We start from the raw sequence: 15,608 nt of genomic DNA, 5'->3' as shown, positions 1-15,608 counted from the left end.
GATTCAATGACAGTACGTCACTTGTCGGGACGCATGAGCCTGCCGAAGGGGTGATGTTTCGAAGAGGTCTCAACTCACCTGCATGGGGGATGCGCGCCACGGCGTGAGCCACCGGCGCTTGAACCGGACAGCGGCGCGCCCCCCACTTCGTACGCCTCCGTGGGCCGATGCCCGAGGACCGCCTACGTGGTCGGTCCCGAGCCATACGCAGCGGCGCCGAATCCTCTTAAGGTGAGCAGTATTGGAAGCCGGTGGTGGTCACGAGGAGGACTGCGGTGAGCGAGACGAGCCCCAAGCTGCGTGCCGAGCTGGAGGGTATCCCCACGTACAAGCCTGGGAAGCCCGCCGCGGGCGCTGCGGCCGGCGGTCGGGTGGCGTACAAGCTGTCCTCCAACGAGAACCCGTATCCGCCGCTGCCCGGGGTGATGGAGACAGTGGCCGCGGCGGCGGGATCCTTCAACCGGTACCCGGACATGGCGTGCACGGGGCTGATGAGTGAACTGGCGGACCGGTTCGCGGTGCCGCTCACGCATCTGTCCACCGGCACGGGCTCCGTCGGCGTCGCCCAGCAGCTGCTGCAGGCCACGAGCGGTCCCGGTGACGAGGTCATATACGCCTGGCGGTCCTTCGAGGCGTACCCGATCATCACGCAGATCAGCGGGGCGACGCCGGTGCAGGTGCCGCTGACGCCGGGGGACGTGCACGACCTCGACGCGATGGCGGACGCGGTCACCGAGCGGACGCGGCTGATCTTCGTCTGCAACCCCAACAACCCCACCGGCACCGTGGTGCGCCGGGCCGAGCTGGAGCGCTTCCTCGACCGGGTGCCGCGCGATGTGCTGGTGGTTCTCGACGAGGCGTACCGGGAGTTCATCCGCGATCCCCAGGTGCCGGACGGCGTCGAGATCTACCGCCAGCGACCGAACGTGTGCGTGCTGCGTACGTTCTCCAAGGCGTATGGACTCGCCGGGCTGCGCGTCGGCTTCGCGATCGCCCATGAGCCGGTGGCGGCGGCACTGCGCAAGACCGCCGTGCCCTTCGGTGTGAGCCAGCTCGCGCAGGACGCGGCGGTCGCCTCGCTGCGTGCCGAGGACGAGCTCCTCGGCCGGGTGGGCTCGCTGGTGTGCGAGCGCACGCGCGTAGTCGAGGCCTTGCGGGGGCAGGGCTGGACGGTGCCCGAGACGCAGGCGAACTTCGTCTGGCTGCGGCTCGGCGAGCGTACGGTCGACTTCGCGGCGGCCTGTGAGCAGGCCGGGGTCGTCGTGCGGCCGTTCCCGGGGGAGGGCGTGCGCGTGACGATCGGTGAGACCGAGGCGAACGACATCTTCCTGAAGACGACGGAGGGGTTCCGCAAGGAGCTCTAGCCTCCGGCGGCCGGCAGGGTTCCGTCGTGGACGGGGCTCTGCCGGTGGTCTGCTGCACCCGTATTCGTGTCGCTAGGCTCTGACCTGCGTCTTCGTGCCAGGGACCCGAATGGTCCGAACTTAGGGACCCCCCACCCCTCATGCTCCGAACAGCCATGCGTCATAATTGCTTGTGAATGTGAACGCGTTCACAAGCTTGCCCGGTTGATCCCGTGATGTCTGCGAACAAGCGGGTCAAACTGCCGCTGTGACCACGGCGACGTAAGGAGAATGACGACGTGGACCTGGCTTTGGCGCCGGAGACCCTGGCGCGATGGCAGTTCGGCATCACCACCGTCTACCACTTCCTCTTCGTCCCCCTGACCATCTCGCTCGCCGCGCTCACCGCCGGCCTGGAGACCGCCTGGGTGCGTACGGGGAACGAGAAGTACCTCAGGGCGACGAAGTTCTGGGGGAAGCTCTTCCTGATCAACATCGCGATGGGTGTCGTGACAGGCATCGTGCAGGAGTTCCAGTTCGGCATGAACTGGTCCGACTACTCGCGCTTCGTCGGTGACGTCTTCGGTGCTCCGCTCGCCTTCGAGGCGCTGATCGCGTTCTTCTTCGAGTCCACGTTCATCGGTCTGTGGATCTTCGGCTGGGACAAGCTGCCGAAGAAGATCCACCTCGCGTGCATGTGGATGGTCTCGATCGGCACAATCCTGTCGGCGTACTTCATCCTCGCCGCCAACTCCTGGATGCAGCACCCCGTCGGCTACCGGATCAACGAGCAGCGGGGCCGTGCCGAACTCACCGACTTCTGGCTGGTCCTGACCCAGAACACCGCGCTCGCCCAGGCCTTCCACACCCTCTCCGCGGCCTTCCTCACAGGTGGCGCCTTCATGGTCGGCATCGCGGCCTTCCATCTGGCCCGCAAGAAGCACATCCTCGTGATGAAGACCTCGCTGCGGCTCGGCCTGGTCACCGTGGTCATCGGGGGCATGTTCACCGCGATCAGCGGAGATGTCCTCGGCAAGATCATGTACGAGCAGCAGCCGATGAAGATGGCGGCGGCCGAGGCACTGTGGGACGGCGAGGCGCCCGCGCCCTTCTCGGTGTTCGCCTACGGGGACGTCGACAAGGGCCACAACAAGGTGGCCATCGAGATTCCAGGGCTGCTCTCCTTCCTCGCCAAGGACGACTTCAGTTCGTACGTCCCCGGCATCAACGACGTCAACAAGGCCGAACAGGAGCGGTACGGCCCAGGCGACTACCGGCCCAACATCCCGGTCGCGTACTGGGGCTTCCGCTGGATGATCGGCTTCGGCATGACGTCCTTGACCATCGGTCTGGTCGGGCTCTGGCTGACACGGAAGAAGTTCTTGCTGCCGCAGCACCTGCGCGTGGGGGACGACGAGGTGCCGTATCTGGTGCTGTTGCCCAGGAAGGCACTCGGCCCGACGCTCACCAAGTGGTACTGGCGCATCGCGTTCCTGACCCTGGGGTTCCCGCTGATCGCCAACTCCTGGGGCTGGATCTTCACCGAGATGGGCCGCCAGCCGTGGGTCGTGTACGGCGTGCTGCAGACCCGCGACGCGGTCTCCCCCGGTGTGTCGCAGGGTGAGGTCCTCACCTCGATGATCGTCTTCACGACTCTCTACGCGATCCTCGCCGTCATCGAGGTGAAGCTGCTCGCGAAGTACATCAAGGCCGGACCGCCCGAACTCACCGAGGCCGACCTCAATCCGCCCACCAAGATCGGCGGCGACTCCCGTGACGCCGACAAGCCGATGGCCTTCTCCTACTAGGCCCGGGGAGCTGCAGAGCCATGGAACTTCACGACGTCTGGTTCGTCCTCATCGCCGTCCTGTGGATCGGCTACTTCTTCCTGGAGGGCTTCGACTTCGGGATCGGTGTCCTCACCCGGCTGCTCGCCCGCGACCGGGCCGAGAAGCGAGTACTGATCAACACCATCGGGCCGGTCTGGGACGGCAACGAGGTCTGGCTGCTCTCCGCGGGCGGCGCGACCTTCGCCGCCTTCCCCGACTGGTACGCCACGCTCTTCTCCGGCTTCTATCTACCGCTGCTGCTCATCCTGGTCTGCCTGATCGTCCGTGGAGTCGCCTTCGAGTACCGGGCGAAGCGGCCCGAGGAGAGCTGGCAGCGCAACTGGGAGAGCGCGATCTTCTGGAGCTCGCTGATCCCCGCGTTCCTGTGGGGCGTGGCCTTCGGCAACATCGTGCGGGGCGTGAAGATCGACCGAGACATGGAGTACGTCGGCAACCTCTGGGACCTGCTCAACCCGTACGCCATCCTGGGCGGCCTGGTGACGCTGACACTGTTCACCTTCCATGGGGCGGTGTTCGCCGCGCTCAAGACGCTAGGTGACATCCGGGAGCGGGCGCGGCAACTGGCGCTGCGACTCGGTGTGGTGACGGCTGTTCTCGCGCTGGTCTTCCTGGGCTGGACCCAGGCCGACAAGGGCGACAGTACGAGCCTGGCCGCAATGATCGTGGCGGTGGTCGCACTGGTCGCGGCGATCGGGGCGAACCAGGCGGGGCGTGAGGGCTGGGCGTTCGCCCTGTCCGGCATCACCATCGTGGCCGCCGTGGCGATGCTCTTCCTGACCCTCTTCCCGAACGTCATGCCGTCCTCGCTCAATGACGAGTGGAGCCTGACGGTCACCAGTGCCTCGTCCAGCCCGTACACGCTGAAGATCATGACCTGGTGTGCGGTGATCGCGACGCCGGTGGTGGTGATCTACCAGGCGTGGACGTACTGGGTGTTCCGGAAGCGGATCGGTACGCAGCACATCGCTGAGGCCGTGCACTGAGTTCGCTCGCCAGCTGAATTCCGGGGCACGTTTCACGTGAAACGTGCCCGTTGAGGAGAAGGTGTGTTTCACGTGAAACACACCTGCTTGACCCGAGGGTGTGTTTCACGTGAAACCGATCGACCCGCGACTGCTCCGGTACGCCCGCGCCACTCGCCTCTTCCTGGTAGCGGTCGTAGTGCTGGGCGCTGCCGGGGCAGCGTTGGTCATTGCCCAGGCCATGCTCATCGCCGAGATGGTGGTCGGCGCCTTTCAGTACGGGTTTGGGGTCGCCGAACTCCGTACGCCTCTCCTGCTGTTGGTGGCGGTCGCAGGTGGTCGGGCGCTCGTCTCCTGGCTCACGGAACTCGCCGCGCACCGGGCCGGTGCAGCGGTCAAGTCGGAGCTGCGAGGACGGCTGCTGGAGCGTGCGGGCGCGCTGGGGCCTGGTTGGCTCAGCGGGCAGCGGACGGGGTCGCTGGTCGCGCTCGCCACCCGCGGAGTCGATGCGCTCGACGACTACTTCTCGCGCTATCTCCCGCAGTTGGGGCTCGCGGTGGTTGTGCCAGTGGCGGTGCTGGCGCGGATCGTCACGGAGGACTGGGTGTCGGCGGCGATCATCGTCGGCACGCTGCCCCTCATCCCCGTCTTCATGGTGCTCATCGGCTGGGCCACGCAGTCCCGGATGGATCGTCAATGGCGGCTGCTGTCGCGGCTGTCCGGGCACTTCCTGGACGTGGTCGCCGGCCTGCCCACGCTCAAGGTGTTCGGGCGGGCGAAGGCGCAGGCCGAGTCGATCCGGCGGATCACCGGCGACTACCGACGGGCGACCATGCGGACGCTGCGGATCGCCTTCATCTCGTCCTTCGCACTGGAACTGCTCGCCACGATCTCGGTCGCCCTGGTCGCGGTGACCATCGGTATGCGGCTCGTCCATGGCGAGATGGATCTGTACGTGGGGCTGGTCATCCTCGTTCTCGCGCCCGAGGCGTATCTGCCGATGCGGCAGGTGGGGGCGCAATATCACGCGGCTGCGGAAGGGTTGGCCGCCGCCGAGGAGATCTTCTCGGTGCTGGAGACGCCCGTGCCGGACTCCGGGACCGCGATCGTGCCCGCCTCCGGCGGGATTCGCTTCGACGAGGTGACGGTCCGGTACTCGGAGCGGTCGTCCGACGCCGTATCGGATGTGTCCTTCACGGTCGAAACCGGCGAGACGGTGGCGGTCGTCGGCCCCAGCGGCGCGGGCAAGTCGACGCTGCTGAACGCGCTGCTCGGGTTCGTGAAGCCCACGTCGGGCCGGGTGCGGGTCGGGGGAGTCGACCTCGCCGAGGCCGACATGGCCAAGTGGCGTTCGCAGGTCGCCTGGGTGCCGCAGCGGCCCCATCTGTACGCGGGGTCCATCGCCGAGAACGTACGGCTGGCTCGGCCGGACGCGGACGACGCCGAGGTGGCCAGGGCGCTGGGTGACGCGGGCGCGCTCGAGTTTGTGGACGCGCTGCCCGACGGGATACGGACCGTACTCGGCGAGGACGGGGCCGGGCTGTCCGCGGGACAGAGGCAACGGCTCGCGCTGGCCCGGGCCTTCCTCGCGGACCGGCCCGTGCTGCTGCTCGACGAGCCGACGGCTTCGCTGGACGGGGAGACCGAGGCCGAGATCGTAGAAGCTGTCCGGCGCTTGGCGGTGGCGCGGACGGTGCTGCTCGTGGTGCATCGGCCGGCGTTGCTGGGGGTGGCGGATCGGGTGGTGCGGCTGGAGTCCGCAGTGCCCGACGCGGGAGCCGGATCTACGCACGCCGGCGGTACGGAGGCGCGCCGCACCGGAGCGGTGGCAGTCTCCACGGCCGACCAGGACGAACCGCCGCTCACCACTGAGGAACGGGGTGGCGTCCTCGCCCGCGTCCGCGCCATGGCCGGACCCAGGCGCGGTCGGCTCGCGCTCGCTCTCGTGCTCGGCAGCCTCGCCCTCGGCAGTGCCGTGGGCCTGATGGCCACCTCCGGGTGGCTGATCTCGCGGGCCTCGCAGCAGCCTCCCGTGCTGTATCTGATGGTCGCCGTCACGGCCACGCGGGCGTTCGGGATCGGGCGGGCCGTCTTCCGGTACGCCGAGCGGCTGGTGTCGCACGATGCCGTGCTGCGGATGCTGGCCGACACCCGCGTCGCCGTGTACCGCCGGCTCGAGCGGCTCGCTCCCGCGGGGCTGCGCACCGCACGGCGCGGTGACCTGCTCTCGCGGCTGGTCGCCGACGTCGACGCGCTGCAGGACTACTGGCTGCGCTGGCTGCTGCCCGCATCCGCCGCGGTCGTCGTGTCCGCCGCATCCGTGGGGTTCACGGCCTGGCTGCTGCCCGAGGCCGGGGCCGCCCTCGCCCTCGGGCTGCTCGCCGCCGGAGCCGGCGTCCCGCTGGTGACCGGTGCCGTCGCGCGCCGCGCGGAGCGCAGGCTGGCCCCCGCCCGCGGCGTCCTCGCGACCCGCGTGGCCGATCTCCTCACGGGGACGGCCGAGTTGACGGTCGCCGGGGCACTGCCCGCACGCACCGCCGAGGTGCGGCGGGCCGATGCCGCGCTGACCCGCATCGCGTCGCGGACCGCGACCGCCACCGCGCTCGGCGACGGGCTCATCGCGCTCGTCTCCGGGCTCACCGTGGCGGTCACCGCGCTCGTCGGCGCCCAGGCAGTCGCCGACGGACGCCTCAGCGGCGTGCTGATGGCCGTCGTCGTCCTCACCCCGCTCGCCGCGTTCGAGGCCGTCCTGGGCCTGCCGCTCGCGGTGCAGTACCGGCAGCGGGTGCACAAGAGCGCGGAGCGCGTGTACGAGGTCTTGGACGCCCCCGATCCTGTACGCGAACCGGAGATGCCACGAGAGGCACCGGCGTCGCCGTTCCCGCTCGTCCTCCAGGGACTGTCCGCCCGCCACCACGGGCAGGACCGGGACGCGCTGGCCGGGCTCGACCTGACGCTCGCACGAGGGCAGAGGATCGCCGTCGTCGGGACCTCCGGCTCCGGCAAGACGACCCTCGCGCAGGTGCTGCTGCGGTTCCTGGACGCGGGCGCGGGAACGTACACGCTGGGCGGCGTGGACGCGTACGACCTGGGCGGTGACGACGTACGACGCCTGGTCGGGCTGTGTGCGCAGGACGCGCACCTCTTCGACAGCTCGGTGCGCGAGAACCTGCTGCTCGCGCGGAAGGACGCGACCGAGGAAGACGTGCGAGACGCGCTCGGGCGGGCCCGGCTGCTCGACTGGGCCGACGGTCTGCCCGAGGGGCTCGACACGCTGATCGGCGAGCACGGGGCGCGGCTGTCCGGTGGGCAGCGGCAGCGGTTGGCGCTCGCCCGTGCGCTGCTCGCCGACTTCCCGGTCCTCGTCCTCGACGAGCCCGCGGAGCACCTCGACCTTCCGACGGCCGACGCGCTGACCGCAGATCTGCTCGCCGCGACCGAGGGCCGCACGACACTGCTGATCACCCACCGGCTGGCCGGTCTGGAGGCCGTGGACGAGGTGATCGTGCTGGCGGACGGGCGCGTGGTACAGCGAGGCACGTACGGGGAACTGACCGCCGTGGACGGTCCGCTGCGGGAGATGCGCTGCCGGGAAGAGGCGTCGGAGCTGCTGGCGGCGGTTCGTTGAGCCGGCGAAGCCGCCGCACGAAGCGCCGCCCCGCTGACGAGCCATTCAAGTGCCCTGAACCAGGCCGCTGTTCGGAGCAGCGAAGTGGTCCGTCCGTGGCATTCGGTCCCCCAGGCGTACGACATGAACAGGATCGCGGCTCCGGCGCAGGACACCATCCGTTGCATGCGCCCATCTCGCCGCCACCCCCTGCTCGTACCGGTGCTGCTGTGCGCGCTGGCCCTTCTGGCGGCCGGACCCACGGCTGCCAAGGGTGACGCCGGCGATCCCGGTGGCCTCAGCGCCGAGGTGGTACGGCTCTTCGAGAAGGCGTCCGCCACGACGCAGCGGTACGAGGCAGGGCGCAGGAAGGCCGAGGTGCAGCGGGCCCATGCGCAGCGGCTTGAGCGGCTTCTCGCGCGGGAGCGGCGGAACGTCGCCGTACTGCACGGGGACCTCGGCCGGATGGCGCGCGAGCAGTACCGCAGCGGTGGAGGGCTTTCCTACACCGCGCAGTTGCTGCTCGCGGACAGCCCCGACGAGTTGATGCGTGGTCAGCGTGCCGTGTGGCAGGCGGACCTGGCGGTCAACAACGCCGTTACGAAGAGCCACCGCGCCGAGGCACGGCTCACCGCCGACGAGGCGAAGGCCGCGAAGGCCTGGCAGGCGCTGAAACGGCGCAATGTACGGCTCGCCGAGATGAAGCAGGGCATCGAGCGGAGGCTCGAGAAGGCGCAGTCGACACTTCAAGGGCAGGCTGACGCCTCGGTCGCGGCGGGTGCGTGCCGGGGCGCTGTCCGGCTTGACCAGCCGGAGACGGGCTCCACAGCGGCGTGGGTCGCGCCATTGGAGACGTACAAACTCTCCGCGGGTTTCGGCACCGGAGGTGAGCACTGGGCGAGCCGGCACACGGGGCAGGACTTCGCGGTGGACATCGGTACGCCGGTGCGGTCGGTGGGCAAGGGGCGCGTGGTCAAGGTGTCGTGCGGTGGCCCGTTCGGCATCGAGGCCGTGGTGCGGCACGCCGGGGGCTACTACACGCAGTACGCGCATCTCGCGACGGTCGCCGTCGACCAGGGGGAGCGGGTGACAACCGGGCAGTGGATCGGCCAGTCGGGCACCAGCGGCAACTCGACCGGCCCGCATCTCCACTTCGAGGTGCGCCTGACGCCGTATCACGGCTCGGGTGTCGATCCCGTGCGGTGGCTGGCCGAGCGCGGGGCGCGGCTCTAGGGGGAGAGTCGGCCTCTCTCGACTAGGAGAGACCCAGCATCCACTCGATCACGACCGCCACCCCGTCCTCGTTGTTGGCGACCGTGCGTCCGGAGGCCGCGGCGATCACGTCGGGGTGCGCGTTGCCCATCGCGTACGACGTGCCTGCCCAAGTGAGCATCTCCACGTCGTTCGGCATGTCCCCGAAGGCGACGACCTCCTCGTGCGAGATGCCGCGCTCGGCGCAGCACAGCGCGAGCGTGCTGGCCTTGGAGACCCCGGGGCCGCTGATCTCCAGCAGTGCGCTGGGGCTGGAACGGGTCACGTTGGCGCGGTCGCCGATGGCCAGGCGGGCGGTCATCAGGAAGTCGTCCGGGGCGATCTCGTGGTGGAACGCGAGGATCTTGAGCACCGGCTCGTCGGCGCCGGGACCGTCCGGCGCCAGGAGTTTCTCGGCGGGCGCGAGGTTGTCCGGGATCTCCATGTGCAGCTTCGGGTACGACGGCTCCTGGTGGAAGCCGTACGTCTGCTCGATGGCGAACACCGTTCCCGGCGCGGCCTCACGAAGGAGCCGTACGGCATCGAGCGCGTTCTCCCGTGCCAACTCCCGGATCTTGACGAAGCGGTGGTTGCCGGCGCCGCCGTGCAGGTCGACCACGGCGGCGCCGTTCCCGCAGATGGCGAGGCCGTGGCCGTGGACATGGTCGCTGACGACATCCATCCAGCGGGCGGGGCGGCCGGTCACGAAGAAGACCTCGATGCCGGCCTCCTCGGCGGCGGCCAGAGCGGCGACCGTGCGCTGCGAGACGGAGTGGTCGTCGCGCAGGAGGGTGCCGTCCAGATCCGTTGCGATCAGCCGGGGTGGAACGGTGGAGGCCGGAGTCTGGGGCCGGCGGGTCGCTGAGGTCACGCCGTCATTGTCCCGCAGATGCCCGCACGACCGTGCGACGGACCGCACATACGGGCCCACGCCGCCAGGGGCCTGCCGATGCGGCAGTTCAGTGCCGCTCGGGAAACCGCAGGTAGCGCGGGGGAACGACGGTCGTGAGCCAGACGCCGTTGGCGCTGACCCGGAAGATGTGGCCGTCGCGGTGCATGGCGGCGGCGTCCACGGAGAGCACGACGGGACGACCGCGGCGGGCACCGACGCGGGTCGCGGTCTCGCGATCCGGAGAGAGGTGCACGTCGTGCCGGTTCATGGGCCTAAGGCCCTCGGCGCGGATCGCGTCCAGGTTGCGGGCGACGGTCCCGTGGTAGAGGTATGCGGGCGGCGTCGCCGGGGACAGACCGAGGTCCACCTCGACGGAGTGGCCCTGGCTGGCGCGGATCCGGTTGCCCTCGATCGCGAAGCGCCGCTTGTCGTTGGTGGCCACCACGTGGTCGAGCTCGGCCCGCGTGAACCGGAAGCCGTGGGCTGACGCCGCGGCCATCAACGTCTCGATCTCGACCCAGCCGCCTTCGTCTAGCGTGAGCCCGATCCGGTCGGGCTGATGCCGCAGGTGTTTTGAGAGGTACTTCGACACCTTCACGGTGCGGCGTTCATCTATCTCGAAATGGATCGCGGAGTCGGTCCCGGAATCGATCTCCGCTCCGATCTCGCCATCGGTCTCGGATTCGTTCATGGCGCCAGAGTGCCTGGCGAGACGCTGATCACGCATTTTATTTGGGCGCGGAGGTTTGATCCACAGCCAAGTGCGTTATCCACAGGACAAGTTGACGTTACCTGTGGACAACTCTCCGTCGCTTTCCGTGTTTCCTCAGCCATCTCCTCACAGCGGTGGCTCCATCCGTCCGATCGCGCGCAGTGCCCTGGGTGCGAAGCGGGCCATGAGGTGGGCCCCTCGGGCCTCGGGAGTCACAGGCACCACGGACTGATTGCGGACGACCGCGCGCAGGACGGCGTCCGCCACCTTCTCCGGTGCGTAATTGCGCAGCCCGTACAGCCGCGCGGCCTTCTTCCGGCGCCGCTTCTCCTCCTCGGCGTCGACGCCCGCGAAGTGCGCGGTCGAGGTGATGTTGGTGTTGACGAAGCCGGGGCAGATCGCCGAGACGCCGATGCCCTGGCCCGCCAGCTCCGCGCGCAGGCATTCGCTGAGCATCAGCACCGCAGCCTTGGAGGTGCTGTAGGCGGGCAGCGCCTTCGAGGGCAGATACGCCGCCGCCGACGCGGTGTTGACGATATGGCCGCCCTGTCCGCGCTCGACCATCTGCCTGCCGAAGAGCCGGCAGCCGTGGATCACGCCCCACAGGTTGACGTCGAGGAGCTTCTTCCAGTCCTCCGTGGTGGTGTCGAAGAAGGAGCCGGCGAGTCCGATCCCGGCGTTGTTCACCAGTACGTCGACCACTCCGTACTCGGCGGCGACCTTGTCGGCGAACTTCTCCATGGCCTGTTCGTCAGCGACATCGACTGCCTCGGCCCACGCTTCGGGGGCTCCGCCCTGACGGGACAGCTCCGCGGTGCGGGCCGCGCTCTCCGCGTCCCGGTCGACGGCCACGACGCGTGCGCCGGCCTCGGCGAATGCCAGGGCGGTCGCCCGCCCGATGCCGCTGCCGGCTCCGGTGACCAGCACGAGCTGCCCGCCGAAACGGTCCGAGTACTTGACGGTCGCCACCGGTGCGGGTCTTCCCTTCTCGGCCGAGGTAACGAACTCGGTGATCCATGCGGCCAGTTGATCCGGCCGGGTGCGCGGGATCCAGTGCTTGGCCGGGAGTGTGCGGCGGACCAGCCGCGGGGCCCAATGCTCCAGGTCGTCGTAGAGCCGCTGGGACAGAAAGGCGTCATCCAGGGGCGTGATGAGCTGCACGGGCACGTGTGCGTACGCGTCCGGGCGCGGGTTGCGCAGCCGCCTCCGTACGTTGTCCCGGTACAGCCATACGCCGTGTGCCGCGTCCGAGGGCAGGGAGGCGGTCGGGTACTCGTCCGTGGGGATCTTCTCGACTCGCCGAAGGATCTTCGGCCACTGCTTGCCGAGCGGGCCGCGGCAGACGAGTTCGGGCAGGACGGGGATGTGCAGGGCGTAGATGTACCAGGACTTGGCTCCCTGGCCGAGGAGTTGACCGAGTCTGCGCGGGGTCGGGCGGGTCGTGCGCTTCTTGATCCAGTGCCCGAGGTGGTCCAGGGAGGGGCCGGACATCGATGTGAAGGAGGCGATCCGCCCTTCGGTGCGCCCGACGGTGGCGAACTCCCAGCCCTGGCCCGAGCCCCAGTCGTGCCCGATCAGATGCACCGGCCGGTCGGGGCTGACCGCGTCAGCGACCGCCAGGAAGTCGTCCGTCAGCTTCTCCAGCGTGAACCCGCCGCGCAGCGGTTGCGGGGCGGTCGATCTGCCGTGGCCCCGGACGTCGTACATCACCACGTGGAATCCGCGTTCGGCGAGGCGTGGAGCGATCTCGGACCACACCTCCTTGGTGTCCGGGTAGCCGTGGACGAGCAGGACGGTCGGCTGCGAGGGGTCGCCCAGTTCGGCGACACACAACTCGACCCTGCCCGTCCGCACCCAGCGCTCGCGCGCGCCCTTGAGTAGACCTTCGCCTGTCATGCGATCCCCCGTGCCCATACGGCCTCGCTTGCTCACGCGCCCCCTTTACACAGGCCGATCAGGCCCGTCAGCGGTTGCGTGCCGGGCCCTGTCGAATGTTCCAATTGTTGGAAGCCGCGTCAACAGGCAGGTGCGGGGCCTGTGGACAACTCGCCCGATGTGGACAACCAGCCGGAGGTGGACAACTGCCGTGGGTTGTTCGACCTCAGGGGGACCCTTACGGGCCCGTAATACCGGAGAGTGACGCCGATACAGCTCCCTGGGGTGACGTCCTGCTGTGGCCTGCGCCACTACCTTCGAATCGTGACTGTGATCGCGACCGAAAGCCTGAGCAAGCGGTTCCCGAGGGTAACCGCGCTTGACCGGCTCTCCGTGGACGTCGGGCCCGGTGTGACGGGACTCGTCGGAGCCAACGGAGCCGGCAAGTCCACACTGATCAAGATCCTGCTGGGTCTGTCCCCCGCCACCGAGGGCCGCGCCGAAGTGCTCGGCCTCGATGTCGCCACCAAGGGCGGCGACATCCGTGAGCGGGTCGGATACATGCCCGAGCACGACTGCCTGCCGCCCGATGTCTCGGCCACCGAGTTCGTCGTCCACATGGCGCGCATGTCCGGCCTGCCCCCGGCGGCAGCCCGCGAGCGCACCGCGGACACGCTGCGCCACGTCGGCCTCTACGAGGAGCGCTACCGCCCCATCGGCGGCTACTCGACCGGCATGAAGCAGCGCGTGAAGCTCGCGCAGGCCCTCGTCCACGACCCCCAGCTGGTCTTCCTCGACGAGCCGACCAACGGCCTCGACCCGGTCGGCCGCGACGAGATGCTCGGCCTGATCCGCCGCATCCACACCGACTTCGGTATCTCGGTCCTGGTCACCTCCCACCTGCTGGGCGAGCTGGAGCGAACCTGCGACCACGTCGTCGTCATCGACGGCGGCAAGCTCCTGCGGTCCAGCTCCACCACGGATTTCACCCAGACCACGACGACCCTCGCGATCGAGGTCACTGACACCGACGACCACCCGGACGGCACCCGTGCGGTGCGCGAGGTGCTGCACGCGCGCGGGATCGACACCCACGACGGCAGCGGACTGCCGGGCGCCGGCCACATCCTGCTCCTCACGGCGGACGGCGAGGAGACGTACGACCTCGTGCGCGACATCGTCGCCGACCTCGGCCTCGGCCTGGTCCGTATGGAACAGCGCAGGCACCACATCTCGGAGGTCTTCAAGGACGCCGACGACGCGCGGGACGAAGAGCGGAAGGAGGCGGTCGGCCATGGCGGTTGAGCAGAGCCCGGCCCGGACCGGGGAGCAGACCCGGATCCACAACATCGGCTACCGCAACTACGACGGCCCACGCCTGGGCCGCGCCTACGCCCGCCGCTCGCTCTACTCGCAGTCCCTGCGCGGCGCGTACGGCCTCGGCCGCTCGGTGAAGTCCAAGGTGCTGCCGATGCTGCTCTTCGTGGTGATGTGCGTGCCCGCCGCCATCATGGTGGCCGTCGCGGTCGCCACCAAGGCGAAGGACCTGCCGGTCGACTACACGCAGTACGCGATCTTCCTCCAGGCGGTCATCGGCCTGTACGTGGCCTCGCAGGCACCGCAGTCCGTGTCGCGCGACCTGCGCTTCAAGACCGTGCCGCTGTACTTCTCGCGCCCCATCGAGACCGCCGACTACGTGCGCGCCAAGTACGCGTCGCTGGCCTCGGCGATGTTCATCCTCACCGCCGCACCCCTGGTCGTGCTCTATGTGGGCGCACTGCTGGCCAAACTCGACTTCGCGGACCAGACCAAGGGTTTCGCCCAAGGGCTCCTCTCCGTGGCACTGCTCTCACTGCTCTTCGCCGGTATCGGCCTGGTCATCTCGGCGGTCACTCCGCGCCGCGGCTTCGGCATCGCGGCCGTCATCGCCACGCTGACCATCTCCTACGGGGCGGTGTCCACCGTCCAGGCCATCGCATTCGACCAGAACAGCACCGACGCGATCGCCTGGCTCGGCCTCTTCTCGCCCATCACGCTCATCGACGGAGTACAGACCGCCTTCCTCGGAGCCACATCCTCCTTCCCCGGAGAAGTTGGCCCGTCGAGCGGTGAGGGCGTCGTCTATCTCCTCGTCGTCCTGGGCCTCATCGCCGGCTGCTACGGCCTCCTGATGCGCCGCTACCGAAAGGTCGGACTGTGACCACGCTCAACATCGACCACGTATCGCGCTGGTTCGGCAACGTGGTCGCCGTCAACGACATCACGATGACGATCAGCCCCGGTGTCACCGGCCTGCTCGGCCCGAACGGCGCGGGAAAGTCCACCCTCATCAACATGATGGGCGGCTTCCTCGCCCCCTCCACGGGCTCCGTCACACTCGACGGCCAGGCGGTCTGGCGCAACGAACAGATCTACCGGCAGATCGGCATCGTCCCCGAGCGCGAGGCGATGTACGACTTCCTCACCGGCCGCGAATTCGTCGTCGCCAACGCCGAGTTGCACGGCCTCGGCAAGAAGGCCGCCCAGAAGGCCCTCGCCACGGTCGAGATGGAGTACGCGCAGGACCGGAAGATCTCGACGTACTCCAAGGGCATGCGGCAGCGCGTGAAAATGGCCTCCGCGCTCGTCCACGAGCCGTCCCTGCTGCTGCTCGACGAGCCCTTCAACGGCATGGACCCGCGCCAGCGCATGCAGCTGATGGACCTGCTGCGCCGCATGGGCGACGAGGGCCGCACCGTGCTGTTCTCGTCGCACATCCTCGAAGAGGTCGAGCAACTCGCCTCGCACATCGAGGTGATCGTCGCCGGACGGCACGCAGCGAGCGGTGACTTCCGCCGCATCCGGCGTCTGATGACGGACCGCCCGCACCGCTACCTAGTGCGTTCCAGCGACGACCGCGCGCTCGCGGCCGCGCTCATCGCGGACCCGTCGACATCCGGCATCGAAGTGGACCTCCAGGAGGGCGCGTTGCGCATCCAGGCGGTCGACTTCGGGCGCTTCACGGCACTGCTGCCGCGGGTGGCCAGGGACCACGGCATCCGCCTGCTGGCGGTCTCGCCCTCGGACGAGTCGCTCGAGTCCGTCTTCTCGTATCTCGTCGCGGCGTAGGAGGCCGA

The 15,608-nt window shown here is 69.0% G+C and carries 11 protein-coding genes; 8 read left to right on the top strand and 3 right to left on the bottom strand.

Translation table 11 applies throughout. The annotated features are described in order from the left end of the window. The first annotated feature begins 275 nt into the window (after positions 1–275). The 5 genes from hisC to G6048_RS07910 all read left to right on the top strand — a co-directional run bounded on the left by hisC (position 276) and on the right by G6048_RS07910 (position 8,995). Positions 276–1,364, top strand: a complete 1,089-nt coding sequence (hisC, locus tag G6048_RS07930; protein ID WP_165338730.1) for a histidinol-phosphate transaminase — start codon at positions 276–278, stop codon at positions 1,362–1,364. A gap of 278 nt (positions 1,365–1,642) precedes the next feature. Then, positions 1,643–3,151 (top strand): cytochrome ubiquinol oxidase subunit I, encoded by a 1,509-nt coding sequence (locus G6048_RS07925; protein ID WP_165338729.1) that lies wholly within the window; start codon positions 1,643–1,645, stop codon positions 3,149–3,151. A gap of 20 nt (positions 3,152–3,171) precedes the next feature. After that, positions 3,172–4,176 carry a cytochrome d ubiquinol oxidase subunit II gene (cydB, locus tag G6048_RS07920; RefSeq protein ID WP_165338728.1) on the top strand — a complete coding sequence of 335 codons (1,005 nt, stop codon included), beginning with the start codon at positions 3,172–3,174 and terminating at the stop codon, positions 4,174–4,176. A gap of 100 nt (positions 4,177–4,276) precedes the next feature. Then, positions 4,277–7,783: a thiol reductant ABC exporter subunit CydD gene (gene cydD / locus G6048_RS07915; protein ID WP_165338727.1), complete on the top strand. Its 3,507-nt coding sequence runs from the start codon at positions 4,277–4,279 to the stop codon at positions 7,781–7,783. A 165-nt stretch (positions 7,784–7,948) separates the two neighbouring features. Next, entirely contained in the window at positions 7,949–8,995 is a 1,047-nt protein-coding gene (locus G6048_RS07910; protein WP_165338726.1) for a M23 family metallopeptidase, read from the top strand. Between the two features lie 22 nt (positions 8,996–9,017). On the opposite strand, the gene G6048_RS07905 is transcribed toward G6048_RS07910, so the two are convergent. The 3 genes from G6048_RS07905 to G6048_RS07895 form a co-directional block, all read right to left on the bottom strand. Beyond that, entirely contained in the window at positions 9,018–9,884 is an 867-nt protein-coding gene (locus tag G6048_RS07905; RefSeq protein ID WP_165338725.1) for a Cof-type HAD-IIB family hydrolase, read from the bottom strand. Positions 9,885–9,972: 88 nt separating this feature from the next. Further along, the gene (locus tag G6048_RS07900; RefSeq protein WP_165338766.1) at positions 9,973–10,521 is read right to left on the bottom strand and encodes an RNA 2'-phosphotransferase; all 549 of its coding nucleotides are present in this window, start codon (positions 10,519–10,521) and stop codon (positions 9,973–9,975) included. A gap of 222 nt (positions 10,522–10,743) precedes the next feature. After that, entirely contained in the window at positions 10,744–12,513 is a 1,770-nt protein-coding gene (locus tag G6048_RS07895) for an SDR family oxidoreductase (protein ID WP_165338724.1), read from the bottom strand. Between the two features lie 309 nt (positions 12,514–12,822). On the opposite strand from G6048_RS07895, the gene G6048_RS07890 reads away from it, so the two are divergent. From G6048_RS07890 to G6048_RS07880, 3 genes are read left to right on the top strand one after another with little or no spacing between them, the layout of a single operon-like run. Then, complete coding sequence (locus G6048_RS07890; protein ID WP_165338765.1) at positions 12,823–13,797, top strand: ABC transporter ATP-binding protein; 975 nt, start codon at positions 12,823–12,825, stop codon at positions 13,795–13,797. After that, complete coding sequence (locus G6048_RS07885; RefSeq protein ID WP_165338723.1) at positions 13,787–14,692, top strand: ABC transporter permease; 906 nt, start codon at positions 13,787–13,789, stop codon at positions 14,690–14,692. Before G6048_RS07890 ends, G6048_RS07885 begins: the two co-directional genes overlap by 11 nt. Then, on the top strand, positions 14,689–15,600 hold the full coding sequence (locus G6048_RS07880; RefSeq protein WP_165338722.1) for an ABC transporter ATP-binding protein: 912 nt from the start codon (positions 14,689–14,691) through the stop codon (positions 15,598–15,600). Before G6048_RS07885 ends, G6048_RS07880 begins: the two co-directional genes overlap by 4 nt. Positions 15,601–15,608 lie beyond the last annotated feature (8 nt).

It is taken from the genome of Streptomyces ureilyticus, assembly GCF_011045025.1.
In the GTDB taxonomy this organism is placed as follows: domain Bacteria; phylum Actinomycetota; class Actinomycetes; order Streptomycetales; family Streptomycetaceae; genus Streptomyces; species Streptomyces ureilyticus.
The sequence above is the reverse complement of the archived record's forward strand: the minus strand, read 5'-3'. Positions and strand labels throughout refer to the sequence as shown.